Below are 24,053 nucleotides of genomic sequence, written 5' to 3' on the forward strand. Positions count from 1 at the left end.
CGCTCCCACAGTGATTGTGGGTGTACGCAAATACCGGACCCCACCTAAAACCCTGTGGGAGCTGGCTTGCCAGCGATGAGGCCAGCACCAACACCACAAGGATTCGGAATCAACTACCGCTTTCAGTGCGGCGGCTGCTGACTTCGGCCGGCACATCATCCCCGGCCATGCGCTTGCGGAACAACGCCGCCCGGGCCAGCAGCAGTGTGGTCACCGGCACGGTGATCGCCAGCAGGATCGGAATCAGCCACGCGTGCACCACCGGCCCGGACTTCAGCGCCGAAAAGCAGATGATCGAGGCAAGCGCCACGCACCACGCGCCCAGCGTCGAAGCCAGTGCCGGCGGGTGCATGCGTTGGAAATAGTCCTTCATCCGCAACAGTCCTATCGCGCCGATCAGCGCAAACAAGCCGCTGAGCACCAGCAGGATCGCCACCGGAATCTCAATCCACAGAGACAGTTCCGCATTCATTCGATCACCTCGCCACGCAGCAGGAATTTCGCCAAGGCAAACGAGCCGACGAAGCCGAACAGCGCGATCAGCAGCGCCGCTTCAAAGTAAGTGTCACTGGAGTAACGAATGCCCAGGGTCAGCATCATCAGCATCGCCACGATGTACAGATAGTCCAGCGCGAGTACCCGATCCTGCGCCGACGGCCCTTTGAACAGGCGTACCAGCGTCAGCACCATGGCCAGCGAGAACAGGAACAGCGTCAGCAGAATCGCGTTCGACAGTAATGGGCTCATTCGAAAATCTCCATCAACGGCCGCTCGTAAGCACTCTTGAAGTGCTCGATGAATTGCGCCTCGTCATCCAGATCCCAGACGTGCAGCAAGAGAATGCTGCGATCCAGTGCCAGTTCCGACCACACCGTGCCGGGCACCACCGTGCAGATCATCGACAACGTGGCCAGGCCGTGGGCGTCGCGCAGGTCCAGCGGCACTTTGACGAAGCACGAGCGAGGCGGGCGGCGACCGGCGTTGAGCACGCCCCAGGCAACGATCAGGTTGGAAACCACAACATCGCGCCCGACGAGGAAGAACAGGCGCAGGATCGTCAGCGGTCGGCGGATGCGCACTTGTTTCGGACGCAACTTGCGCATCATCAACGGCGCGCAGAATCCCAGAATTGCGCCAAGCAGCAGGTTGCCCGGGCTGATCGACAGGTTCAGGGTCAACCACAACGCACACAGTGCCAAGGAGAGTAACGGTGCCGGAAACACGCGCTTCATGGCTGCACCTCCAGCACGGCTGCCTTGGCTTCCGGACTCGGCACCGCGCGGGTGCCGAGCACCGCCATCACGTATTGCTGCGGATTGTTCAGGGCATCGGCCGTGGCCTGGGTGTAGCGCAGCAACGGTTCAGCCTTGAAGGTCAGGGCGATGCTCAAGCCCAGCAGCAGGAAAATCGGCGCGCATTCAAGTTTGCGCAGGAGCGGCGATGGGCGTTCTTCCGGTGTCCAGAAACGCTGGATGCCGAGGCGCGAGAACGCCATCAACGAAGCCAGACCGGACAGGATCAACAGCGCCAGCAAGGCCCACGCGGCATTGGATATCGGTGCGCCGGTGCCCAATCCCAGCGGATTGAGCAGCGCGCCGATCAGGCTGAGCTTGCCGATAAACCCGGACAGCGGCGGCATGCCGATGATCAGCAGGGCGCAGGCAATGAAGCTCAGCCCGAGAAAGGCCATGGTCCACGGAATGACCTGACCGACAACGGCCTTCTGCTCGTCGTCGAGGTTGATGCCTTTGGGCGGCTGCAGGGATTCCTGCGGTCGCGGCAGCAGCTCGCTTTCGTCTTCCAGCGGGATCTCGTTGGCCGAGCGCGAACGCTCGATCAACTCGGCCAGCAGGAACAGCGCGCTCAGGGCCAGGGTTGAGCTGACCAGATAGAACAGCGCCGCGCCGATCAGGTTCGGCTGGGCGAAGCCGACGGCCGAGAGCAGGATCCCCGCCGAGACCAGAATGCTCAGGCTGGCCATGCGCTCCAGGCGTTGTGCGGCAAGAATCGCCAGCGCCGCGCAGGCCATGGTCGCCATGCCGCCGTAGATCAGCCAGTCACCGCCGAAGAACGCCGACGCCCCGGCTTGCCCGGAGAACAGCAGCGTCCACAGACGCAGCAGGGTGTAGACGCCGACCTTGGTCATGATCGCGAACATCGCCGCCACCGGGGCACTGGCCGAGGAGTAGGCCGGCACCAGCCAGAAGTTAAGCGGCCACATGCCAGCCTTGGCCAGGAACGCTACGGCGAGAATCCCGGCGCCGGCATGCAACAAGCCACGGTCGGCTTCCGGCACCAGCGGAATTTTCAGCGCCAGATCGGCCATGTTCAGGGTGCCGGTCACGCCGTAGATCAACGCCGCGCCGATCAGAAACAATGACGAGGCGAGCAAATTGATCGAGATGTAATGCAACCCCGACGACACCCGCGCGCGACCCGACCCATGCAGCAACAGGCCATAAGACGCGGCCAGCAGCACCTCGAAGAACACGAACAGGTTGAACAGGTCCGCCGTCAGGAACGCGCCGTACAGGCCCATCAACTGAATCTGGAACAGTGCGTGGAAACTCGAACCGGCGCCGTCCCAACGCGCCATGGCGAAGAGGAGGGCGCTGACGCCGATGATCCCGGTCAGCACCAGCATCAGCGCGGACAGGCGATCGACCACCAGCACAATGCCGAATGGCGCCTGCCAGTTGCCCGGCAGGTACACGCCGATCGAGCCGGGCACGCCAGTGGTCTGCGTCCATTGCAGCAGCATCACCGAAATGAACAGGCCGACGAGGCTGGAGAACAGGTTGATTTTCGCCTTTAGCGGCCGGTGCCGTTCGCCGAGCATCAGCATGATCGCGGCGGTCAGCAGCGGCAGCAGGATCGGTGCGGCGATCAGGTGAGTCATCGCCATCATTCCTTGGGCTCCCGGCCGTCGACGTGGTCAGTGCCGGTCAGGCCCCGCGAGGCGAGCAGCACCACCAGGAACAGAGCGGTCATGGCGAAGCTGATGACGATTGCGGTCAGTACCAATGCTTGTGGCAGCGGGTCGGTGTAGTGCAACAAGTCTTGCGTCACGCCGTCCTTGATCACCGGCTCCTTGCCGATGAACAGGCTGCCCATGCTGAAGATGAACAGGTTGACTGCGTACGACAGCAGGCACAGACCCATGACCACCTGAAAGGTCCGTGGTCGCAGGATCAACCAGACGCCGGAAGCGGCGAGGACGCCGATGGCGATTGCGATGACTTCTTCCATCAGACGGCTCCTTTGCTGGCGACGGACTTGGGCAGCGATGCGGTCTTGTGACCCCGCACCGATTGGTGGGCAAGGGCGGTGAGGATCAGCAGCGTCGAACCGACCACTACGCCGTACACGCCAATATCAAAGAACAGCGCACTGGCGATATGGATGTCACCCAGCAGCGGCAGGGAGAAATGCCAGGTATGCGTGGTGAGGAACGGATACCCGACCACCATCGCGCCGAGCCCGGTAGCAGTGGCGAACAGCAACCCGGTGCCCATCCAGCGCAGCGGCCGCAGGCTCATTTGCGCCTCGACCCACTGTGTGCCGGCAACCATGTATTGCAGGATGAACGCCACCGACATCACCAGTCCGGCGACGAAACCGCCGCCCGGTTGATTGTGTCCACGCATGAACAGGTAGAACGACACCACCAGCGCAATCGGCAGCAGCAGGCGCACCAGCACCGCCGGCACCATCATGAAGCCGAGCGCGGTGTCGCTGGCCGAACGCGGGTTGACCAGATCGGTGACCACGTCCGGTGCCAGCAGGCGTTGCTGGGCTGGCAGTTGCAGGCTTTCTTTCGGTGGGCGGAAGCGGCGCAGCAGAGCGAACACAGTCAGCGCTACGGCAACGAGTACGGTGATTTCGCCGAGGGTATCGAAGCCGCGGAAATCCACCAGCATCACGTTGACCACGTTGCTGCCACCGCCCTCAGGCATGGCCCGGCTGAGGTAGAACGAGGAGATGTCGTTTGGCGTCTGCCGGGTGAGCATGGCGTAGGACAGCAGCGCCATGCCGCCGCCCACGGCAATCGACAGCAGCAAGTCGCGCAAACGGCGAATACGCGCCTTGCGCAGGCTGCTTGGCAGTGGCGAGACTTCTTCGATGCGTCGTGGCAGCCAGCGCAGGCCCAGCAGGATCAGCACGGTGGTCACCACTTCGACCGCCAGTTGCGTCAGTGCCAGATCCGGTGCGGAGAACCAGACGAACGTCACGCAGGTCATCAGGCCACAGACACTGACCATGGTCAGGGCGGCGAGACGGTGATACTTGGCCTGCCATGCGGCGCCGAGGGCACAGGCAATCGCCAGCAGCCACAGGGTTACGAAGACGATGGAGCCCGGAATCTTCGGCCGGTCGCCCCAACTCAGGCTGCTGTGCAGCATCGGGATCAGGCCGGCGAGGACGGCCGCCAACACCATCAGGAACAGTTGCATTTGCAGGCGCCGGGTGCCGAGTCGACGTTCTACACGACGGGCCATGCGCATCATCTCCACCAGACTGCGCTCGAACAGGCGCTTGCCGTTGAAGCGGCCTACCAGTGGCGGATATTTGAAGCGGCCCTGTCTGAACTGATTGCGTAGCAAGAGGTAGAGCACGATGCCGCCGGACATGGCGATCAGGCTCATGATCATCGGTGCGTTCAAACCGTGCCAGATCGCCAGGCTGTATTCCGGCAGGGGACCGCCGACAACCGGCAATGCTGCGGCGGCCAGTAATGGACCGACGATCTGTGCCGGGAAAATGCCCACCAACAGGCAGGTGAACACCAGCAATTCGACGGGGGCGCGCATCCAGCGCGGTGGTTCGTGCGGGGTGTGCGGCAGGTCGGTGGCCGGTGGACCGAAGAACACATCGACCGTGAAACGCAGCGAATAGGCGACGCTGAAGGTACCGGCGATGGTCGCGACAATCGGCAGCGCGGCTTCGACCCACGCGGTGGCGTTGATGAACACGGTCTCGGCGAAGAACATTTCTTTCGACAGGAAACCGTTGAGCAGCGGCACGCCTGCCATCGAGGCGCTGGCGACCATGGCCAGCGTCGCGGTGAACGGAATCAGCTTGATCAGACCGCTGAGCTTGCGGATATCCCGCGTGCCGCTCTCGTGGTCGATGATACCGGCGGCCATGAACAGCGAGGCCTTGAATGTCGCGTGGTTGAGGATGTGGAACACCGCCGCGACCGCTGCCAACGGACTGTTCAGACCCAGCAGCAAGGTGATCAGGCCAAGGTGGCTGATGGTCGAATAGGCCAGCAGACCCTTGAGGTCGTTCTGGAACATCGCGCAATACGCGCCGAGCAGCAGCGTACAGGCGCCGGCGCCGCTGACGATATAGAACCATTCTTCACTGCCGGACAGCGACGGCCACAGGCGTGCGAGCAGGAACACCCCGGCCTTGACCATGGTTGCCGAGTGCAGATAAGCCGAAACCGGGGTGGGCGCCGCCATTGCGTGCGGCAACCAGAAATGGAAGGGAAACTGGGCGCTTTTGCTGAGTGCGCCGATAAGAATGAGAGGTAGCAGAATAGGGTAGAGGGCATGTGCGCGAATCTGATCGCCGGCGGCCAGGACCTTGTCCAGGTCATAGCTGCCGACGACATGGCCGAGGATCATGACCCCCGCCAGCAGGCATAAACCGCCGGCCCCCGTGACCATCAGCGCCATGTAGGCGCCACGACGGGCGTCGGCGCGGTGATGCCAGTAGCCGATCAGCAGGAACGAGAAGAGGCTGGTCAACTCCCAGAAAAATACGATCTGGATCAGGTTGCCGGAAATCACCAACCCGAGCATGGCACCCATGAATGCCAGGAAAAACGCGAAGAAACGCGGCACCGGGTCGTCCGGCGACATGTAATAGCGGGCATATAAAGAGACGAGGGTGCCGATGCCGAGCACCAGCATCGAGAACAGCCAGGCAAAGCCGTCCATGCGCAGAACGAAGTTCAGGCCGAGGCTGGGCAGCCACATGAACTCTTCGCGGATGACGCCGCCGTGGGCGATTTGCGGGTACAACAGCGCGACCTGGACGGTGCCGATCAAGGCGACCAGACCTGCCAACAGGGATTCGGTATTACGCGCGTTGTGTGGCAGCACCGCTGCCAGACAGCTGCCAATGAATGGCAGAAGCAGTAGAACTATCAGGGACATAGGCTTCTAATCTGCGGAAGTTTGTGAAGCATCATACGTGCCAGCTCCCCGATCACCAAACGCCAGGATGTCTCAGAATCCTACAAAGTAGTCTGAAAATTTGTGTTTGGCCTTATTTCAGGAGGGGGACGTCGTCTTTGAGGGCCCCATCGCGGGCAAGCCCGCTCCCACAGTATTTGCGTCGTGCACAAACCCTGTGGGAGCGGGCTTGCCCGCGATGACTTTCGTTCAGGCGCTCAAGACGTTGCGGATCAGCGCTGGGTTTCCCGCTCCAGTTCAGCCTCTGCTTCAGCAACCTTACCCTTGGTCTTCAACTCACTGACAATCACCGCCGCCACAATCAACCCGGCCCCCACCAAAGCAATTGCCGGCAGTCGCTCTCCGGCGATCCGCCCGACAATCCCGGCCCACACCGGCTCACCGGCATAGATCAACGTGGCCCGGGTCGGCGAAACGCTCTTCTGCGCCCAGTTCATCGCCACCTGAATCGCTGCACTCGCCGCGCCCAGGCCCAAAGCTGTCACCAGCAGGGTCCAGGAGAAGTCCGCAATCACCTCACCCGTTGGCACCACCAGCAGAAATGACAACACCGACGTCGTTGCCAACTGCACCACGGTCACCCGGCGCACATCGACCTGGCCGGCATAGTTACTGATCAGAATGATTTCGGCAGCAATCGCAATGGCGCTGATCAACGTCGCAATTTCGCCGGGACTGAAGTTCAGCGAAGCCCCGGACGGCCCGGACAGCAGCATCAGCCCGGTAAACGCCAGCATGATGCCGATGCTCGGCATCAATCCCGGACGCCGCCCGAGCACCAGCCACTGCAGCAAGGGCACAAACGGCACATACAACGCGGTAATGAATGCCGACTGACTGCTCGGAATGGTTTGCAATCCGACCGTCTGCAAGCCGTAACCGAGCATGATCGCCACGCCGATGAAGGCGCCAGCCTTGAGTTCGAACACGGTCAGTTCACGCAGATGGCGCCAGGAGAACAGCGCAACGATGCACGCTGCAGCGGCAAAGCGCAGGCCGACGAAGAACATCGGGCCACTGACGGTCATCGCGTGTTGAACCAGCAAAAACGTGCCGCCCCAGACCATGGTGATCAGCACCAGCACGCACTCGGCTTTGCTGAAACGGGAGAAACGGAGGGGAGTGTCGGGGCGATTCACTGACGTCATGTCCTTGCACGCTGGAGAAAGAGCGACGCACAATGCGCCAAATGTTGCGCAGTATACTGCCCAACCCCATCGAGTGAGCAATATAGTGCACAAAGATTCCAGCCAACGAGCCTCCGTTCTGCAACACGTCAGCCAGAATGTGCGGCGCTTGCGGCATGCTGCCGACATGAGCCAGACCGCGCTGGCGGAAAAGTCCGGGGTGAGCCGGCGCATGCTGGTGGCGATCGAAGCCGGCGAAAAGAATGTCAGCCTGACCACTCTCGACCGCGTTGCCGAAGCGCTCGACGTTGCTTTCAGTGATCTGATCCAGGCGCCCGATGCCCGTGATCCGAGCCGCATCAATGAAGTGGCCTGGGCCGGGAAGATTCCCGGCAGCAAAGCGGTGCTGCTGTCCAAGGCCACTGCCACTCGCGAGGTCGAGCAATGGGAGTGGTGCCTGCAACCGGGCGAGGTCTACCCCTCACAACCGGATGCCGACGGCTGGAGCGAGCAGATCTATGTGTTCGAAGGTTGCTTGACGCTGATGCTCGGCGACCAGCCGCAGCGCATCAACGCGGGCGAGTTTTTCATGTTTGCCAGCAATCAGCCGCATGCCTATCGCAATGATGGCGACGTGGCGGCGCGGTTCGTACGAAATGTGGTGATTTGAATGTGTCAGTGCGCAGACATCCTGATCATCGGCGGTGGCCTCGGTGGCCTCAGTGGCACGATGCTGGCGGTGCAACTGCTGCGTCTGCCCGGTCAGCGCAAGATTCTGATTATTGAGCCGCGTGCCGAACTGGGTCGCGGCGAAGCCTACAGCGCGGTCGAATTGGGCCACACGCTCAACGGCAATGCTGCGCGTATGAGCGTTGATCCGGACAACCCGGATGATCTGACGCAATGGCTGACCGAACATATTGCTGCTGGAGGCTGGCCGCAGTCTTCCGAGCAGCAAGTGCCGATCTGTGAACTGTTCCCGCCTCGGGGATTGTTCGGTGTCTACGTGCAGCAGCGCCTCGCTGAAGCGCGAAAGGTCGGCGAGCAATACGGTTCGACCGTCGAGCATATCTGTGCAGAAGTCATCGACCTGCAAACCGAAGCCGAATCGGTGCAAGTCACGTTGAATGATGGCCAGCACATTCGGGGTGCTTATGCGGTTCTTGCCACGGGCATGTTCCCCGCTGCACGTACACCACAGAAAGAGTCCAGCGGCCTGAATGCCGCCGCACTCGATCCATGGGACGTCGCGGCCATGCGCCAGCTCGATCCGCTATCGACCGTGCTGATCATCGGTTCCGGCCTGACCATGGTCGACGCCGTGGTCTCCCTGGAACAGGCCGGGCATCGCGGGCCTATCGAAGTGTTTTCCCGTCATGGTTTGCTGCCCCATGTGCGCCGGCAACCGCCAGCCTGGGTGGATTTCCTCTCTGAAGACCTCAACATTCGTTCGCCGCGCCAGTTGTTACGCGAACTGCGCCGGCATTGCCGTGATGCTATCGCCCAAGGCATCGATTGGCAGGCGCCGCTGGACACGGTACGGGTGCACATCGCTCGATTGTGGAGTCAGGCAACTGACGTGCAGCGTCGACAATTAGTACGGCATGTGCGGCCGTGGTGGGAAAGCCATCATCATCGTTCGCCGCCGCTGAGTGCGCAGTTGGTTGAGCGTTTGCTGGGAGAGGGGCGGCTGCGGATTCATGCGGCTTCTTTCAAAGGGCTCGAGCCGTACGGGGAAGGTGGTGTGCGTATTCGCATTCGGCGCCGGGGTGAGACCGAAACTTGCGTGTTGGAGGGGGCGGCATTGATCAACTCCAGCGGGATCGAATACGACTGGCGGCGTGTTGCCAGGCCGTTACCTCAACAGTTGCTGGCCCGTGGACTGGTGCGACCGGGGCCGTTGGCATTGGGGATTGCGGCTGCGATTGACGGTGCGGTGTTGAGCGAAAACGGGCAGGTCGCGAATCGGTTGTTCGCCATGGGGCCGCCGTTGCGCGGGATGTGGTGGGAGAGTACGGCAGTGACGGATGTGGCGTTGCAGGCCAAGGCACTGGCGGCGCGGTTGGGCTCTGAGCAAGGTTGAGGATTGAGGTTGTCGAGCGGGGCCTCTTCGCGGGCAAGCCCGCTCCCACAGGACTCTGGTTGTAAACACCATTTGTGCCACGCCACAGAACCTGTAGGAGTGAGCCTGCTCGCGATAGCGGTGGTTCAGTCGATATAAAAGGTGACTGATCTACCGCTATCGCGAGCAGGCTCGCTCCTACATTTGTAGCGTGGTAAGCGAAAGAGTTACGCCACGACTCGATAGCACGGCACATATGCCGCGCCGCCCGGCAGTTTCATCCGGTGCTGGGCGACGAAGGCTTTGAGCAGCGCATCGAGCGGTTGCATGATCGCCGCGTCACCACGGATCTGATAAGGCCCGTGCTCTTCGATCAGGCGAATGCCCTTGTCCTTGACGTTACCGGCAACGATCCCCGAGAACGCCCGGCGCAGGTTGGCCGCCAGTTCGTGGGGTGGCTGGTCGCGGTGCAGTTTGAGATTGGCCATGTTTTCGTGGGTCGGATCGAACGGACGCTGGAAGCCTTCGTCGATCTTCAGCAGCCAGTTGAAGTGGAACGCGTCGTTGCGTTCGCGGCGGAACTGCTTCACCGCTTTCAGGCCCTGAGTCATCTGGCGCGCCACTTCAGCCGGGTCGTCGATGATGATTTCGTAGTGCTGTTTGGCGGCTTCGCCAAGCGTGGCGATGACGAAGGCGTCGAGTTGCTCCAGATACGGCGCGGCATGTTTCGGCCCGGTCAGGATCACCGGGAACGGCAAGCCCTCGTTGTCCGGATGCATCAGGATACCCAGCAAGTAGAGGAACTCTTCAGCGGTACCGGCGCCGCCCGGGAAGATGATGATGCCATGGCCCACTCGCACGAACGCTTCCAGACGCTTTTCGATGTCCGGCAGGATCACCAGTTCGTTGACGATCGGGTTTGGCGCTTCGGCGGCGATGATGCCCGGCTCGGTCAGACCGAGGTAGCGGCCGCCGTGAATGCGTTGTTTGGCGTGAGCGATGGTCGCGCCCTTCATCGGGCCCTTCATCACGCCGGGACCGCAACCGGTGCAGATGTCGAGGCTGCGCAGGCCCAGTTCGTGGCCGACTTTCTTGGTGTATTTGTATTCTTCGGTGTTGATCGAGTGACCGCCCCAGCACACGACGATTTTCGGCTCGACGCCCGGGCGCAGGGTGCGCGCGTTGCGCAGCAGGTGAAAGACGTAGTCACTGATGCCTTGCGAGGTGCTCAGGTCGATGCGTTGGCTGTCGAGTTCGTTTTCGGTGTAGACGATGTCGCGCAGGGCGCTGAAGAGCATTTCCCGGGTGCTGGCGATCATTTCGCCATCGACGAAAGCGTCGGCCGGAGCGTTCAGCAGCTCCAGGCGCACACCGCGATCCTGTTGGTGAATGCGGATTTCGAAATCTTTGTAGGCTTCAAGGATGGTCTTGGCGTTATCGACATGAGCGCCGGTGTTGAGGATGGCCAGGGCGCACTGGCGGAAGAGGGTGTAGGTACTGCCGGATCCGGCTTCGCTCAGTTGCTGGACTTCACGTTGAGAAAGGGTTTCCAGGCTGCCTTTCGGGCTGACCGAGGCATTGATTACGTGTCGTTGGGTCATGCAATGATCCTTAAAACGATGTCATCCCAAAACCAGGCGAATGGCATCCGAATAGTGTGTATCCATGAATGAAGATGGCACGATCTGCGCTGTACCGCCATGTACCCGTTGGACGCTGAAAAGATGAAAAGGAGCCCCAGCATAGCTAAATCCTTCGCAGAGGCGATAATGCGCGGGCGAGTTTTTTCCGTTGCTCTTTTTGTCGCTCAAGGAAGTCATAAGTGATGTTCGAGATTCAGCCGATGGACGCGGTCACCTTTCGCCAGCAGACCCGGCGCAGCACACTGATCATCGCGGTGCTGTTTTTGGTGCTGGCGATGTTGTTTTCGACGACGGCAGTGGCGCTGTTCGGCGAGCCCGGTGGCGATAACCTGCGCTTCAATGTCGGCGGGGTGTTTGTCGCGTTTCTGTTGACGGCGGCGCTGTTGCGCGGGCGGTTCTGGACCCAGACGTGGATGGCCCCGGCGGTCTATAGCTGGCGGCTCAAGCGCAGCCTGATGAGCGTCACCAATGTGATGCACCAGGTGACGGCAGCGGTTGAGAAGAATGATCCGACGGCCATGAAAGTGTTGCGTTTCTATCACTTGGGGCTGACGCAAATGCATGAACTGGACGGCAACTCCAGCGATCATGCGCAATTGCACCGGGAAGTCGAAACACACAAAGAGCGGATGCAGGCGCTGGGGCTCGATATCGACCAGCCACGCCTTGATCCGGCATGGCTGGAAGCCTTGAAACCGGCGTCGCGTTAAAGCGCAATACGCCGGGCGCGGCGCTGTTTCCACGAGCGAATCAGGCGCCCATACACCAGCAGGTTGACCGCCAGGACCACGCTACCCAGCACCAGTTGAATCCCCGGGGTCAGCCCGGCCGGGTAGATGATCGGCCAGATGTAGTGCTCGATGAATCCGCCGGCGTATTCGGTTTGCCCAGCAGCGTGACGCATCAGGTTTTCCCAGTAGGTCAGCGGACAGGTCAGGTGCAACACCTCGACCGCAAAGCCCCATGCGGCGGCCGGCAGGTGCAGCCACATCAGTCGTGGCCACTTGAGGACCAGCAGCCCGCCGAACAGCACGAACAGAATAAACAGCAAATGAAACAGCACCAGCCCGTCGGCTGCGATTCGGTACAGCATGTCGTCTCCCTGACGCAATTGTGAGTGGCGCTATGTTACGCGCAGGGCCTGGGTAATTGCGCAAGATTGTTCAAGACCGGGCGGCGTTTTTACTGGCACAGTCGTCGACCGTTTTCCTGGGTTGAAAAGCGTTATGTCTGACTCACTTATGCCGCGCAGTGCGTTTCTTCGCGGCGCTGCGGCGATCATGCCGCTGTCTCTGGCGACTGCGCCGTGGGGGCTGCTCGCCGGTTCCATGGCGATTGAAGCCAACCTCACACCACTGCAAGGGCAGGGCTTGTCGAGCATCGTGTTTGCCGGCGCTGCGCAGTTGGTGGCAATCGGTATGCTCAAGGGCGGTGCCGGGATCTTCTCGATTCTGCTGACCACGCTGCTGCTGACTTCGCAACATCTGTTGTATGGCATGAGCATGCGCTCGGTGATTTCGCCGCTGCCGGGACGTTGGCGGATCGGGCTGGGTTTTTTGCTCACCGACGAGTTGTTCGCCCTGACCAGCCAGCATGATCGTCAGCAGTTCAATCGCTGGTATGCCTTGGGGGTTGGCCTGACGTTCTACATCGCGTGGAACCTGTTTACCCTCGCCGGGATTGTCCTGGGCAGCAGCATTCCGGGCCTTGAGCATCTGGGCCTGGATTTTTCGATTGCCGCGACCTTCATTGCCCTGATCACGCCGGTGGTGCGCAACGTGCCGACCGTGGTCTGCGTGGCGGTGTCGTTGTTCTGCTCGGTGTTGTTCAGTCATTGGCAATGGGGCTCGGCGCTTGTCCTGTCGGGATTGGCCGGGATGACCGCAGGGTTTATCTGCAACAAGCTTTATAGGGGGCGCACATGATGGTTTGGGCGGTCATTGTCGGGATGGGATTGCTGGTGTTCCTCAACCGCTATGTGTTTCTTGAACCGCGGTTGCCGGTGCGTCTGAGCAGTAACGCGCGGCAGTTTCTCGGTTTTGCGGTGCCGGGCATGTTGACGGCAATCTGTGGGCCGATTGTCTTCATGCCGGAAAAACAGCTGAATTTGCAGTGGGATAACCCGTATTTGCTTAGTTCGCTGGTGGCGATCGGACTGGTGATCTACACACGCAGTACGCTACTGAGCATGTTATTGAGCATGGCGTTTTTCTTTTTGCTGCGTTGGTGGTTGTAAGTTGTCCGATGAAAACTGATCTACGCTTTATGGAAGATGATTTCCTCTGAGAGCGAGGTGGGCATGGCAACCGAGAAAACGCGTCCGAATGATGACGATGAGCCGACAGAAGCGGAGATTGAGGAACAGGAAAGAAGAGAAAAGCAGACCTGGAAACACGACGACAGCAGAGAGCTGTCTGATCGTGATCAGGAAATGCCTTTGAAACCCTGAATGCTGCAAACAAAAAGCCCCGCTCATGCGGGGCTTTTTGCGTTTCAGAGGTCTTCCAACTGCGTGAAATCGGGGTGTGCCGCCCGATAACCCAGCGTTCTGTCGATCCAGGCATTGAGCTCGTTGACCATCACCGGCGGCTGGCCGGGATAGCCTTCGAGGGTGGTGCGCAGGATACGTTCGATGTCAGGCACTGAACGCAGGTTTCGAGTCTTGATGTAGTGGCCGATAAAACAGTCGAGTTGAAAGCGTTCTGTCATGGACAGATAAATACACTCCAGGCCGTTGGCCTGTTTGATTGCAAAATCGTCGCGCAACTTAGTTCTCTGCAAGGCTTGTTAAAATTGTAGGGGATTCCTGGTTTTGTTGACTCTTTGGTCAACTGGTATGCCAAATGGAAATGCGGCGCGCATGCTATCCGTAGTGCAACTAAATGTATGTATGACGGTTGAAATGTCAGACAGGCGGTTAGTTCGCTCAAACGATTGTTTTGTCAGCCTTGTCTCAAGACTGAAACACCCCCTGTAAAGATCGCGCATCAGCCTGCAGACGGTGCCGAAGGCTCCGATCATTGACTTTGGATTTGCAGATCAAAAGATCACAGCCTTCGGCAGTTCCTACAGAAAGAACGGGCGCCGTCGATGGATTTTTAGGCAACCTGGGCAATCAGGTTCGACCCCTGATTGCGTGCGTTGCCCACGGCTTTGTCGACTTTGTGCCATTCGAACGCCTCCGCAGCTTCACCCTCGAACAGCAGCATTTGTTCGGCGCGCTCCACGGGCGTGGCAGGATCGAGCCATTCGCGGGCCAACTCTGCACACAGCACCACAGGGCGGCGATCATGAATGTCGAGCATGCCGCCGGCACTGTCAGCGGTGATGATCACGAAACCATCGTCGTCGCGGGGGGCCGTGCCGGGTGTGGGAAATTGCCCGATTCCAGCGCAGAAAACCGGCCCGTGATCCGCCCGACGGATCAGCCACGGTTGTCGGCTTTTATCCTCTGCGTCCACCCACTCGAACCAGTTGTCGACAGGCACGATCAGGCGCTGACGCCAGATCGCCCGGAAGAACGGCCCGTGGGCGACTTTCTCCACTCGGGCGTTGATCGGCGCAGCACGGTCCTTCGCCCAATGCGGGCGCCAGCCCCAGCGCAAATTGTCGGCGTAGATACGCTGATCGTGCTGGTGGAGAACCGCCAGCGCGGTAGTCGGCGCAGCGTTATAGCGAGCCAGCGGCGCGTCGCCGACGTGATTGATCAACGCATCGGGAATGCTCAGCACCGCGACGAAGTCGTGAATGCCACGGTACTGCGAGAGTCTTCCGCACATCGGCTGAATCTCCTGGTGGACGATGTCAGCTTAGTCGGCTCTGCGGCTCACTTATTGGCGGCCTGACCGGTGAACGTGTCGCGCCATCTCAGCCAGCGACGTTCCAGTGCGGCGAGCAAGCCGTCGCTGAGTTTGCCGAGCAGGGCGAGGACGATGATCGCCGCCAGGACGATGTCCGGGCGCGATGTTTCGCGACCGTCGCTGAGCAGGTAGCCCAGTCCTTTGGTCGCGGCGATCAGTTCGGCGGCGACGAGGAACATCCACGCCAGGCTCATGCCGCTGCGCAGTCCCGTGAACAGGCCGGGCAGGGCGGCGGGCAGCAGAATCCGCCGCACCAGTTGCAGGCGGCTGAAGCCGTAGATGTGGCCGACCTCGACCAGTTTGCGGTCGATGTTGCGAATCGCCGCAACCACGTTGACGTACACCGGAAAAAACGCGCCGATGGCGATCAAGACAACTTTTGAGGTCTCGTCGATGCCCAGCCATAGCAGCAACAACGGCACCCAGGCCAGGCTCGGAATCGAGCGCAGCGCAGCGAAGGTCGGCTCCAGATACGCCTCGGCTTCTCGGCTCAAACCGACCCACGCGGCGAACACCAGGGCCAGACCGGCACCGATGGCAAAGCCCAGGAGCACGCGAATCAGGCTGGTGCCGATGTGTTTCCACAGCGCGCCTTCGGCAAGATCGGTGAGGGTCAGGGCGATCTCGCTCGGCGCCGGCATCTGATAAGACGGCAACCAGCCGACGCGCACGATGATTTCCAGCGCAATGACGATCAGCAGCGGCAGGGCGAGGCCTTTGAGTCGGCGCTGCCATGATGGGTTAAAAATGGGCGGCTGCCGATGCGGCGCTGTGAGTGGCGCGGGCAGGTCTTTGCTGTGACTGGTCATGGTGATGGCTCCGCTCACGACGAATCCGCGACGCGCGCGGATTCGGGGTGAGTCTTTTCGATTACTGGCGGGCGACGGCTTGCTGCACACCGCTGTCGAGCAACTGGTTGATGACTTGATCGACATTCACGCCACGGCGCACCAGTTCTTCGGAGACCAGAATCGGCGCGGCCGCTTTCGAGGCGACGACATCATTGGCGGTCAGTTGCGGGCTGCTCAAGTCGGTACGCGACAGCTGCAGTTTGGCCACGTCCAGCGGCAGTCCCGACTCTTTGGCGAGCAGGGCGGCGAACTCATCAGGGTTTTTCAGCGCCCATTCGCGGGCCTGTTCGTAAGCCTTGATCACCGTGTCGATGGTCTGCGGATGTTCCTTGGCGTACTGCTCGGTAACGCTGACCACGCCGTAACTGTTGAACGCCGGGTTGCGATACAACAGGCGCGAACCCGCCTGCACCTGGCTGGCGGCCATGTGCGGATCGAGGCCGGCCCAGGCGTCGACATCGCCTTTTTCCAGCGCGGTGCGGCCGTCCGGATGTTGCAGGTGCACCAATTCCACGTCGTCCTTTTTCAGCCCGGCCTGTTGCAGGCTGCGTAGGGTAAACAGATACGGGTCGGTGCCTTTGGTCGCGGCGATCTTCTTGCCCTTGAGGTCGGCGATGCTCTGGTACGGCGAGTCTTTGCGCACGACCAGCGCAGTCCATTCAGCGCGGCTGTAAACGTACACCGATTTGATCGGGCTGCCATTGGCGCGGCTCAGCACGGCGGCGAGGCTGGCGCTGGAGGCGAAATCGACGCCGCCGCTATTGAGGTACTCCAATGAGCGATTGCTGCCCTGGCTCAGCACCCAGCTGACTTTGCTCTGCGGTAGGGCTTTTTCGAGGAAGCCGAAATGTTTAAGCACCAGGCTGACCGGGGAGTAATAGGCGTAGTCCAGGTGTACTTCCGCCGGAGCGGTTTCGGCGGCCTGGGCCAGCGGTTGCAGGCTCAGTGCCATTGCGCTGGCGGCGAGCAGTGTTTTGAGACGGGAAAAGGGCAATGACAATTTCATGGGGCGCTCCGGCAAAGGCACAGGTTCTTATGTCCAAAAAGATATTTTTTTTGAATGCTTCCTGCATGAATGGAATATTGCAGGCTCTGTGCCATGTGCCTCGAAGTGCCGGTTTACAAGGGGTTTATTGAAGAATGCCAAGGTGTCGCTGTTGCTCTGCGAACAGTGTGATTTGCCACTGTTGCTGGACGAACAGTGGAGATCCGTGGTGCTGAGCTTATGCCTTAATCGAATTTCAACGTGGTCATTTGTTAGGGTTATGTTCTATGCAATTTCTCTTTGCAGGACTCGCCATGAAGCTCTCCCGTTTCCTCCGTTGCGCGTTGACCGCTGCGCTGTTTGCGTCGCCGCTTTCCTACGCTGCCGAGCCTTTGGTCCTGCATGTCGGTGACCAGAACTACTACAACATTCGCGCTTCGGTGGAAGCTTCCGGTGTGTTGAAAGACGCGCCTTACACCGTGGACTGGAAACATTTCCAGGCGGCTGCACCGTTGGCGGAGGCTTTGCAAACCGGTGCGATTGATCTGGGATTCCTCGGCGATTCCGGTTTTCTGTTTCTGGCAGCGAAGCAAGCGCCGGTGAAGTTGATCGGCGTCTCCCGACAAAACCCCGACACGATTGCCTTGCTGGTGCCCAAGGATTCTCCGGTGAAAACCATCGCCGACCTCAAGGGCAAGAAAGTCGCCTATTGGCCCGGCGCCTGGAGCCAGCAATTGACCTTGCGCGCATTGGAGCAGGGTGGCCTGCCGGAGAATTACGTCGACTTCGTCAAACTGATGCCAATTGATGCCGCTGCCGCTTTGCCGCAAGGCAGCATCGACGCCTTTCCGGTGTGGGAACCGTACATTTCCCAGCAGATTGTCTTCTCTGGCGCTCGACCAATTCTCACGGCGAAGAATCTGATGCCGGGGCTCAGCGCGATCGCGGCTTCAACCCCTTCCATTGATAGCAAACGTGAAGCGATCGCCGATTTTCTCGGACGTTTGAAGCAAGCGCGGGCCTGGGTCGATAGCCATACCGATGAGTACGCCGACCTGTGGGCGAAGAAAGCCAATCTCGATCAGGAGGTTTCGCGGCACTGGTTGCGCCAGGCGCACATGACGGTCGGGCCGGTGGATCAACAGGCGGCCACGGATCTGCAAAGCACCGCAGACTTCCTGTTTAAAGTGAAAGCGCTACCGTCTCCGCTGGCCACGGCGGGGATTATCGACAGCTCCTTTCAGCAGGCACTGGCTCACTGAACGAGCGCCGGAACCAAACCCTGTGTACCTTATCCAGCCTCGGCTCTCAGAACCGGGCACAAGGATGGATAAGGGCGAGGGAGTTTTGCCAATCGACAACATGACCGCAGTGGTCGGGCTCAAGGCAAAACATGACATCCGGATTCAGACTTCTTTGTGCAGCGGCCATGGTGTTGGGGTTGGCCGGCTGCATCGCCGCGCCCATCGAAATGACCGCACAAACCGAAACACGCCTGAAGGTTCAAGCCCCCGTGCGTTTTCTGCTGACGTTCGATGACGGCCCAAGCGCTTCGAGTTTCTGGAACCCGTCGGCCACCGTACTCGACAGTCTCAAGGACAATCCTGTGCAGCCGGGCATCAAAGCGGTGTTCTTTGTCCAGACCCGTGCGCCCCGGGCCGGCAACAGCGATATCGGCCGCGGCATCATGCGTCGAGAGTTTGCCGAGGGGCACATTCTCGCTTTCCACACCGCGACTCACTGGCACACCAATCACCGATCGCTCGATCCTCAAGAGCTCGAAGAGTCGCTGACCAACGGCACAGCGGACATCGCCGCCATCACTGGTGCGCCACCGACGTTGTTGCGTCCGCCGTTCTGGAACTACGACAAAAGTACATTCGCTGCCTATCAACAGCATGGGCTGCACGTGTTACTCACCGATTTGAGCGCCAATGACGGCAAGATCTGGGGCTTCAATGCCAGTCCGCGCCGGCGGGCAAACATGCTGCGGCAGTTATCGGAGGTTCGTGAGCGCATTGCGCTGGGGCAATTTCCGACCGTCGATGGCGTGATTCCGGTGGTGGTGACGTTTCACGACCTCAACCGTTACACCGCGCGGCACACTCGCGAATACTTGCAGATCCTTCTCGATAGTGCGGCGGCCACAGGTGTGAGGCTGGCGGACAAGCCTTTCTACGATGATCACGCCGATCTGGAACGGGCCGCGTTGGCGCGTACCGTGGAAAAAAGCTCGGAGCCAGTGCAGCTGCCGGGTATCTGGAACTGGATTTGGGATCACGACGCGCACTGAGTGACTGCGTGAAAGTTGTGACCGGGTTAACGGTTTTGTACCGGGCACGGTACAAATTGCTCATCTATGCTCTACGGATCGATTGATCTTCGCCTGCGAGGCGTCCGTCCATGCTTGCCATTGCCGAGATTTGCCGCATCGTCGAATCCGGGTTTCCGGCGTTCAAGTGCGACTGCGTTCCCTCCACGCAGGGGCTGCTGCAGATCAAGGTGTATGAGCCAGAAAGCGGACGCGTCGAATTGCTGCTCAATGGCGTTTCCCCGGAGCACCTCGTCACCATCCGTGACATTTCCAACTTCATTGGTGAGTTGCGCACGGAAATGAGCGCGGGTCGCCGGGCGTTCGCCGGTTAGTCCTCATAAACGCCGTTGAAATGCCTGGACGATGCGCAATGTCGCATCACTGGTGTTGAGGTTGCACACCGCATTCAGCGGGTGCCAGATGCAGTCGATAATTTCATTTTGCGGGCGCACCTGATCAATGTTCAGCACTGATGCCTCGTAGACGTGATGCCGCGTGCCACCGCTTTCCAGTTCCATCAGATACAACATTTCGTCGGCATTCAGGCCGGTCTCTTCCTGCAATTCGCGTACGGCGGCATCGGCTCGGGTTTCCCCGGGCTCGACCTTGCCGCCGGGCAATGTCCAGCGGCAGCGGGGTTTGCGCACCAGGAGAATATGTCGATCCTGTTCGCAAATGACGGTGGCACGTACTTTCATCGGTTACCTGATTACTGCTTGTCACAAAATAGTCATAAAACTGCAATATTCGAGCCGGGTCCTTGGTTAAAGGTTCCTTCTCGGTTTGGAGCTTTTTTTTGTATGAAAAGTGCCAGCCCCCTGACTGGCAGGCATGACGACACCCGGTAGGCACCGCGGCGAAAACAGGGTGTAAGGTAAAAGCGTGAAGCTGAACCTGTCCGTTAGCGAAAGGAGGTGACCGTGAGCATTGCGATGCTGAACAAGATGCACATGAACGGTTATGACGTGCTCAGCGTGAACAACGGCCCATGGCGGGTGTGCACCCAGGGTGATCGGCTGGCGTCATTTGCCAGCAGAGAAGAGGCGCTGGCCTACGCGGCCGCACTTCCCGGTTACCAAAAACGCTCGAAGTGTGCGCAAAGTCACAAGGCCAGTTGAATGGCGGCAATGAACAGCCCCGGTTTAGGCCGGGGCTTTTGTTTGGGGGCGAGCCAGTGTCAGTGGACTTTGGTTCGACTGATCGCGCGGGCCTTCACTTCCTTGGCGTACAGTTGCAGCCGCTCCTCATCACTCTGCAGGACCTCGCAGGATCTCAGCACTGCCTGGGCGTCCGCCTCGTTGCCGGACTTGCGCAGTTGCTCGGCGATGCGTTTGAGGTCGACTGCCGACCAGCGCAGATCCGATGCAACGCTTTGCAGGTCGCGCTGAAGTTCGTGTTCGTATTCATTGAGCCGCATGATCACCTCCAGAACATTCTCGGTAGAAAATAGTAGTCGGATTTTTTGCGGGTAGCGTGTAGCTCGTCTGTCAGTGGCCAGAAAGGTTGTGAAAAATTGTGCCGTCTCCCCCGAGGGCGCGGTGCCACGATGGATGTGTATCCTGTTAGGCGTTACATTCGCTTTTTTTTCAGCACGCTTTCTACAAATAAGGAAACACCATGCGGATATGGATCGGAGGGCTGGCGTTAGCCATGTTGGCAGGCTGTTCATTGCCGACATCGTTGGTGCCGGGTGAACCGAACGTCAGCAAGACCAGTAACAAGGCGCCGAAGGATTACGCCGCGTGTGTATTGCCGTTGTGGCAGCAGGATGTGGCGAAAACGTCGCAGACATCGATTTCCAACGGCTATCGCATTACCGCCCCGAGCATCATTACCGCTGACGAGATTCTCGATATCGTCAAGTACAAGGATGGCAGTCGCGTTTCGTTGTATCAGGGGCCGCCGTGGGCCAAGTCCGGCTCGTTGCGCAAATCGGTGCGTGATTGTCTGTAGCGCCCTTGTCTGGCGCAAAAAAGCAGAAACCGGATCAGCGGTTTCTGCTTTTTTTTCGATTTTTTGCGGGGCGGTCAGTCGGAAATGTCGGTCAAAGGGATGGTCGCGAAGTTGCCTTTTTTCTCGCGTCGATCCTGAATCCAGTCTTCCACCTGTTGGCCAAATTCTGCTGGTGCCTTGCGCCCGACCTTTCTGGCGATGTCGAGAATGGTCTGTTGGGCGAGGGCCTCTTCCATGCGTTGCTGTGCGGTCATCATCGCGGCGTGGATCGAGCAGGTGCCTTCGGTGGCCCATTCTGGCGGCTTGCCTTCAAACAGGGCGCAACGTCCACGGATGTCGCGACATTCGAAAATGTTCTTGCGCCCATCGATCGCTTTGACGATATCGAGCAGGGTGATTTCATCGGCCGGGCGCGCCAGGCTGAACCCACCGCGTACACCTTCGGACGCCACCACCAGTTTGCTCTTGGCCAGTCTGGTGAAGATTTTCGCCAGATATTCCACCGGCACGCCCTGCAGTTCGGCGAGGTCACGCACGCTGGCCTCACGAGTATCGCCGCCGTTACCGACCAGAAATGCCAGGCAATGAATGCCGTATTCGACGCCTGCGCTGTAAAGAGACATATGTAAGTCCGACTTGATTTGTCGTAAATGTTATCAGCCATGATCCGAGTGGGCAATCTGCGGAGAGGGGTGGAACTGCATCAATAAAGGGCTGTGAGTGCATTCTCTGTGCGGTTTGTCCGGATTTTAGCTGCCGATGTCATCGATAAATCCGATCAAACCTATCGGATAATCTGACTTGTGAGAAATATGTCCGACTAATAAAGTCGGCGCTATTGAGTTGGCAGTGACTGACTCAAAACGAATTCGATTTCTCTCTTACGGTCGCTGGGCGTTTTCTGGAGAAACACAATGAAGCAGCAGATTCTGGTTATCGGCGCAGGTTTTGGCGGCATGTGGTCGGCATTGAGTGCTACGCGTCTGGTCGACCTTCATGGCCGCAACGACGTTGAAATCACCGTTCTCGCGCCTCAGGCGGAGCTGCGTGTACGTCCGCGATTTTATGAGCCGAACGCTCATCAACTGGCTGCACCGTTGCATGAACTGTTCGAAGCAGTCGGCGTTCACTTCATCAAGGGTGCGGCGCAAGCCATCGATGTGGCAGAACAAACCGTCGGTTACACCGATCAGTCGGGTCAGAAACAGACGTTCCACTACGACAAACTCGTTCTGGCCAGCGGCAGTGGTCTGGCGCAGTCGGCGACACCGGGCGTCGCGCAATACGCATTCGACGTCGATCAGATCGAAGCGGCGATTCGTCTCGAAGCACACCTCAAAGCCCTGAAAGACCTCCCTGACAGCAAGGCGCGCAACACGGTAGTAGTTGCGGGCGGTGGTTTTACCGGTATTGAAACCGCGACAGAAATGCCGACGCGCCTGCGCGCAATCCTCGGCGAACAGGCCGACATTAACGTCATCCTCGTTGATCGCGGGCAGAAGATCGGTGCTTCGATGGGTGAAGAAATCAGCAAGTCCATCGTCGAGGCCAGCGAGGAGCTGGGCGTTGCATGGCGTCTCGGTGTGTCGATACAGTCGGTTGATGCCGACGGCGTGACGCTGTCGGACGGTCAGCATATCGAGGCGAAAACCGTCATCTGGACCACGGGCGTACGCGCCAGCTCGCTCACCGAGCAAATCCCGGCCGAGCGTGATAAACAAGGGCGCTTGCACGTCGATGCGCACCTGAAAGTCATCGGTCAGGACGACATTTTTGCCACCGGCGACGTCGCCTACGCCGCCACCGACGACATCGGCAATTACGCGCTGATGACTTGCCAGCATGCGATCTCGTTGGGTCGTCACGCCGGCAACAACGTCGCGGCGCAGATTCTCGGTGTCGACCCGACGCCGTACAGCCAGCCGAAATACGTCACCTGCCTGGACCTCGGTGCCTGGGGCGCGGTGTACACCGAAGGCTGGGACCGTCAGGTGAAACTGGTTAAACAGGAAGGCAAGGCGTTGAAGACCCAGATCAACACGCAATGGATCTATCCGCCTGTGGCTGATCGTGCAAGCGCGCTGGCGGCAGCGGACCCGATGATTCCTGTGGCGTAATCCATGCTGCGCAGAAAAATCCCGCTCATTGAGCGGGATTTTTTTGTCTGCGCAATAGGCTGTTACCAGGCTTCTCGACGCATGCTTTTCAAGTTTGTCGCTGCGTTAGAAGGGGGCGGCGCTGATCTGGCTTTGCGCAGATCGGCGCCTGCAATGAGAAGTGACAGTTGTGCGAGGGCGGCTTTCTTGGGTCGGCTAGGCTTTATCACGCCAGCCCTTGAAAGAGGCGAGGGAAGGATTGTTTCGATATCTGAAGGAGATGCGGATCATGGATGATCTGGTGAAAGAGGTAATTCCGCTGTTGCAGTACTTGATTCCCGGGTTTCTATCGACCTGGATTTTTTACTCGCTCACAGCGTTCAGGCGACCGGATACATTTGGTCAGATTGTGCAGGCTTTGATTTTTACGTTTGTGATTCAAGGAGCTGTGTCGGGGATCGGAGGGATATGTTTGTGGGTAGGGACCAAAGGCATCTCAGTTGGTCCGTGGAGTGCCAAGGCAGAAACACTGTGGGCTCTGGTTGTTTCAATCTCGCTCGGTCTGTTTTTCTGTCGCCTCGCCACCAGTGGCAAGTTGCACGGGTGGTTGAGTGGCAGAAATCTGACGAAACAATCTTCCTACCCCAGTGAGTGGTTCAGCACGTTCGCGCAGCATCATCGTCTGGTCACACTGCATTTGACCGATGATAGACGCCTTTTCGGCTGGCCCGCAGAGTGGCCTCCCGAGTCCGCCAAAGGTCAGTTTGTGATGCAGAACCCCAGATGGTTGAAAAGTGATGGAACCGTGGCGTCTTTTGGCGCTGAGTATTTGGTGATAGATTCCGCGAAGGTCCAATGGGTTGAATTCAGCCCGCTATCAGGGGGTTCGACATGACTGCCAGAGCAACGCAACCAATGCCTCCCAGCGTGGCGCGCCTTTTTGTCGGCCCGGACGG

At 59.5% G+C, this 24,053-nt stretch carries 29 protein-coding genes; 13 read left to right on the forward strand and 16 right to left on the reverse strand.

Annotated features, from left to right (window positions below):
* Positions 1–109: 109 nt before the first annotated feature.
* From KI231_RS11905 to KI231_RS11935, 7 genes are all read right to left on the reverse strand, one after another.
* The gene (locus KI231_RS11905; protein WP_127926814.1) at positions 110–472 is read right to left on the reverse strand and encodes a Na+/H+ antiporter subunit G; all 363 of its coding nucleotides are present in this window, start codon (positions 470–472) and stop codon (positions 110–112) included.
* On the reverse strand, positions 469–747 hold the full coding sequence (locus tag KI231_RS11910) for a K+/H+ antiporter subunit F (RefSeq protein ID WP_007910754.1): 279 nt from the start codon (positions 745–747) through the stop codon (positions 469–471). Before KI231_RS11910 ends, KI231_RS11905 begins: the two co-directional genes overlap by 4 nt.
* Entirely contained in the window at positions 744–1,232 is a 489-nt protein-coding gene (locus tag KI231_RS11915) for a Na+/H+ antiporter subunit E (protein WP_213028347.1), read from the reverse strand. The genes KI231_RS11910 and KI231_RS11915 overlap by 4 nt, the downstream gene beginning before the upstream one ends.
* On the reverse strand, positions 1,229–2,908 hold the full coding sequence (locus KI231_RS11920) for a monovalent cation/H+ antiporter subunit D (protein WP_213028348.1): 1,680 nt from the start codon (positions 2,906–2,908) through the stop codon (positions 1,229–1,231). Before KI231_RS11920 ends, KI231_RS11915 begins: the two co-directional genes overlap by 4 nt.
* Positions 2,905–3,249: a Na+/H+ antiporter subunit C gene (locus KI231_RS11925; RefSeq protein WP_008085854.1), complete on the reverse strand. Its 345-nt coding sequence runs from the start codon at positions 3,247–3,249 to the stop codon at positions 2,905–2,907. The genes KI231_RS11920 and KI231_RS11925 overlap by 4 nt, the downstream gene beginning before the upstream one ends.
* Positions 3,249–6,167, reverse strand: a complete 2,919-nt coding sequence (locus tag KI231_RS11930) for a monovalent cation/H+ antiporter subunit A (RefSeq protein WP_103303427.1) — start codon at positions 6,165–6,167, stop codon at positions 3,249–3,251. Before KI231_RS11930 ends, KI231_RS11925 begins: the two co-directional genes overlap by 1 nt.
* Positions 6,168–6,418: 251 nt before the next feature.
* Positions 6,419–7,354, reverse strand: a complete 936-nt coding sequence (locus KI231_RS11935; RefSeq protein ID WP_213028349.1) for a DMT family transporter — start codon at positions 7,352–7,354, stop codon at positions 6,419–6,421.
* A gap of 85 nt (positions 7,355–7,439) precedes the next feature.
* Here KI231_RS11935 and KI231_RS11940 point away from each other — a divergent pair, with 85 nt between their 5' ends.
* Both KI231_RS11940 and KI231_RS11945 read left to right on the forward strand, forming a co-directional pair.
* A complete protein-coding gene (locus KI231_RS11940) occupies positions 7,440–8,003 on the forward strand; it encodes a helix-turn-helix domain-containing protein (protein WP_213028350.1) in 564 nt (187 codons plus the stop codon).
* Complete coding sequence (locus KI231_RS11945; RefSeq protein ID WP_213028351.1) at positions 8,004–9,416, forward strand: FAD/NAD(P)-binding protein; 1,413 nt, start codon at positions 8,004–8,006, stop codon at positions 9,414–9,416.
* A gap of 206 nt (positions 9,417–9,622) precedes the next feature.
* Here KI231_RS11945 and ppnN read toward each other — a convergent pair whose 3' ends face one another.
* The gene (gene ppnN, locus KI231_RS11950; RefSeq protein ID WP_103303432.1) at positions 9,623–10,996 is read right to left on the reverse strand and encodes a nucleotide 5'-monophosphate nucleosidase PpnN; all 1,374 of its coding nucleotides are present in this window, start codon (positions 10,994–10,996) and stop codon (positions 9,623–9,625) included.
* 224 nt (positions 10,997–11,220) lie between these two features.
* On the opposite strand from ppnN, the gene KI231_RS11955 reads away from it, so the two are divergent.
* Positions 11,221–11,748 (forward strand): DUF3087 domain-containing protein, encoded by a 528-nt coding sequence (locus KI231_RS11955; protein ID WP_213028352.1) that lies wholly within the window; start codon positions 11,221–11,223, stop codon positions 11,746–11,748.
* Here the strand turns inward: KI231_RS11955 and KI231_RS11960 are convergent.
* Entirely contained in the window at positions 11,745–12,131 is a 387-nt protein-coding gene (locus tag KI231_RS11960) for a DUF2784 domain-containing protein (protein WP_103303434.1), read from the reverse strand. The genes KI231_RS11955 and KI231_RS11960 overlap by 4 nt on opposite strands.
* Before the next feature lie 133 nt (positions 12,132–12,264).
* Here KI231_RS11960 and KI231_RS11965 point away from each other — a divergent pair, with 133 nt between their 5' ends.
* The 3 genes from KI231_RS11965 (at position 12,265) to KI231_RS11975 (ending at position 13,487) form a co-directional block, all read left to right on the forward strand.
* Positions 12,265–12,963: an AzlC family ABC transporter permease gene (locus tag KI231_RS11965; RefSeq protein WP_213028353.1), complete on the forward strand. Its 699-nt coding sequence runs from the start codon at positions 12,265–12,267 to the stop codon at positions 12,961–12,963.
* Entirely contained in the window at positions 12,963–13,274 is a 312-nt protein-coding gene (locus KI231_RS11970; protein WP_213028773.1) for an AzlD domain-containing protein, read from the forward strand. Before KI231_RS11965 ends, KI231_RS11970 begins: the two co-directional genes overlap by 1 nt.
* A 63-nt stretch (positions 13,275–13,337) precedes the next feature.
* Positions 13,338–13,487: a hypothetical protein gene (locus tag KI231_RS11975; protein ID WP_177431380.1), complete on the forward strand. Its 150-nt coding sequence runs from the start codon at positions 13,338–13,340 to the stop codon at positions 13,485–13,487.
* Between the two features lie 44 nt (positions 13,488–13,531).
* Here the strand turns inward: KI231_RS11975 and KI231_RS11980 are convergent, their stop codons facing one another.
* The 4 genes from KI231_RS11980 to KI231_RS11995 all read right to left on the reverse strand — a co-directional run bounded on the left by KI231_RS11980 (position 13,532) and on the right by KI231_RS11995 (position 16,755).
* A complete protein-coding gene (locus KI231_RS11980) occupies positions 13,532–13,804 on the reverse strand; it encodes a hypothetical protein (protein WP_213028354.1) in 273 nt (90 codons plus the stop codon).
* 332 nt (positions 13,805–14,136) lie between these two features.
* Entirely contained in the window at positions 14,137–14,817 is a 681-nt protein-coding gene (locus tag KI231_RS11985) for an SOS response-associated peptidase (RefSeq protein WP_213028355.1), read from the reverse strand.
* A gap of 47 nt (positions 14,818–14,864) precedes the next feature.
* The gene (locus KI231_RS11990) at positions 14,865–15,707 is read right to left on the reverse strand and encodes an ABC transporter permease (RefSeq protein WP_213028356.1); all 843 of its coding nucleotides are present in this window, start codon (positions 15,705–15,707) and stop codon (positions 14,865–14,867) included.
* Positions 15,708–15,768: 61 nt separating this feature from the next.
* Positions 15,769–16,755 carry an aliphatic sulfonate ABC transporter substrate-binding protein gene (locus tag KI231_RS11995; protein WP_213028357.1) on the reverse strand — a complete coding sequence of 329 codons (987 nt, stop codon included), beginning with the start codon at positions 16,753–16,755 and terminating at the stop codon, positions 15,769–15,771.
* A gap of 293 nt (positions 16,756–17,048) precedes the next feature.
* Between KI231_RS11995 and KI231_RS12000 the strand changes: the two genes are divergently transcribed.
* The 3 genes from KI231_RS12000 to KI231_RS12010 all read left to right on the forward strand — a co-directional run bounded on the left by KI231_RS12000 (position 17,049) and on the right by KI231_RS12010 (position 19,380).
* Positions 17,049–17,996, forward strand: a complete 948-nt coding sequence (locus KI231_RS12000) for an ABC transporter substrate-binding protein (protein WP_213028358.1) — start codon at positions 17,049–17,051, stop codon at positions 17,994–17,996.
* Positions 17,997–18,127: 131 nt separating this feature from the next.
* Complete coding sequence (locus KI231_RS12005; protein ID WP_213028359.1) at positions 18,128–19,027, forward strand: polysaccharide deacetylase family protein; 900 nt, start codon at positions 18,128–18,130, stop codon at positions 19,025–19,027.
* A 110-nt stretch (positions 19,028–19,137) separates the two neighbouring features.
* Complete coding sequence (locus tag KI231_RS12010; protein WP_103303443.1) at positions 19,138–19,380, forward strand: DUF1652 domain-containing protein; 243 nt, start codon at positions 19,138–19,140, stop codon at positions 19,378–19,380.
* Between the two features lie 3 nt (positions 19,381–19,383).
* On the opposite strand, the gene KI231_RS12015 is transcribed toward KI231_RS12010, so the two are convergent.
* Positions 19,384–19,746 (reverse strand): NUDIX hydrolase, encoded by a 363-nt coding sequence (locus tag KI231_RS12015; RefSeq protein ID WP_103303444.1) that lies wholly within the window; start codon positions 19,744–19,746, stop codon positions 19,384–19,386.
* A 222-nt stretch (positions 19,747–19,968) separates the two neighbouring features.
* Between KI231_RS12015 and KI231_RS12020 the strand changes: the two genes are divergently transcribed.
* The gene (locus tag KI231_RS12020) at positions 19,969–20,166 is read left to right on the forward strand and encodes a DUF2188 domain-containing protein (RefSeq protein ID WP_103303445.1); all 198 of its coding nucleotides are present in this window, start codon (positions 19,969–19,971) and stop codon (positions 20,164–20,166) included.
* Positions 20,167–20,225: 59 nt separating this feature from the next.
* On the opposite strand, the gene KI231_RS12025 is transcribed toward KI231_RS12020, so the two are convergent.
* Positions 20,226–20,465 (reverse strand): hypothetical protein, encoded by a 240-nt coding sequence (locus tag KI231_RS12025; RefSeq protein WP_103303446.1) that lies wholly within the window; start codon positions 20,463–20,465, stop codon positions 20,226–20,228.
* A gap of 200 nt (positions 20,466–20,665) precedes the next feature.
* Here KI231_RS12025 and KI231_RS12030 point away from each other — a divergent pair, with 200 nt between their 5' ends.
* A complete protein-coding gene (locus tag KI231_RS12030; protein WP_103303447.1) occupies positions 20,666–21,001 on the forward strand; it encodes a hypothetical protein in 336 nt (111 codons plus the stop codon).
* A gap of 74 nt (positions 21,002–21,075) precedes the next feature.
* On the opposite strand, the gene KI231_RS12035 is transcribed toward KI231_RS12030, so the two are convergent.
* A complete protein-coding gene (locus KI231_RS12035; protein WP_213028360.1) occupies positions 21,076–21,624 on the reverse strand; it encodes an RrF2 family transcriptional regulator in 549 nt (182 codons plus the stop codon).
* Between the two features lie 291 nt (positions 21,625–21,915).
* On the opposite strand from KI231_RS12035, the gene KI231_RS12040 reads away from it, so the two are divergent.
* Complete coding sequence (locus KI231_RS12040) at positions 21,916–23,118, forward strand: NAD(P)/FAD-dependent oxidoreductase (RefSeq protein ID WP_213028361.1); 1,203 nt, start codon at positions 21,916–21,918, stop codon at positions 23,116–23,118.
* Positions 23,119–23,386: 268 nt separating this feature from the next.
* Positions 23,387–23,992 (forward strand): DUF6338 family protein, encoded by a 606-nt coding sequence (locus KI231_RS12045; protein ID WP_213028362.1) that lies wholly within the window; start codon positions 23,387–23,389, stop codon positions 23,990–23,992.
* Positions 23,993–24,053 lie beyond the last annotated feature (61 nt).

The organism is Pseudomonas sp. Seg1 (assembly GCF_018326005.1).
GTDB lineage: Bacteria > Pseudomonadota > Gammaproteobacteria > Pseudomonadales > Pseudomonadaceae > Aquipseudomonas.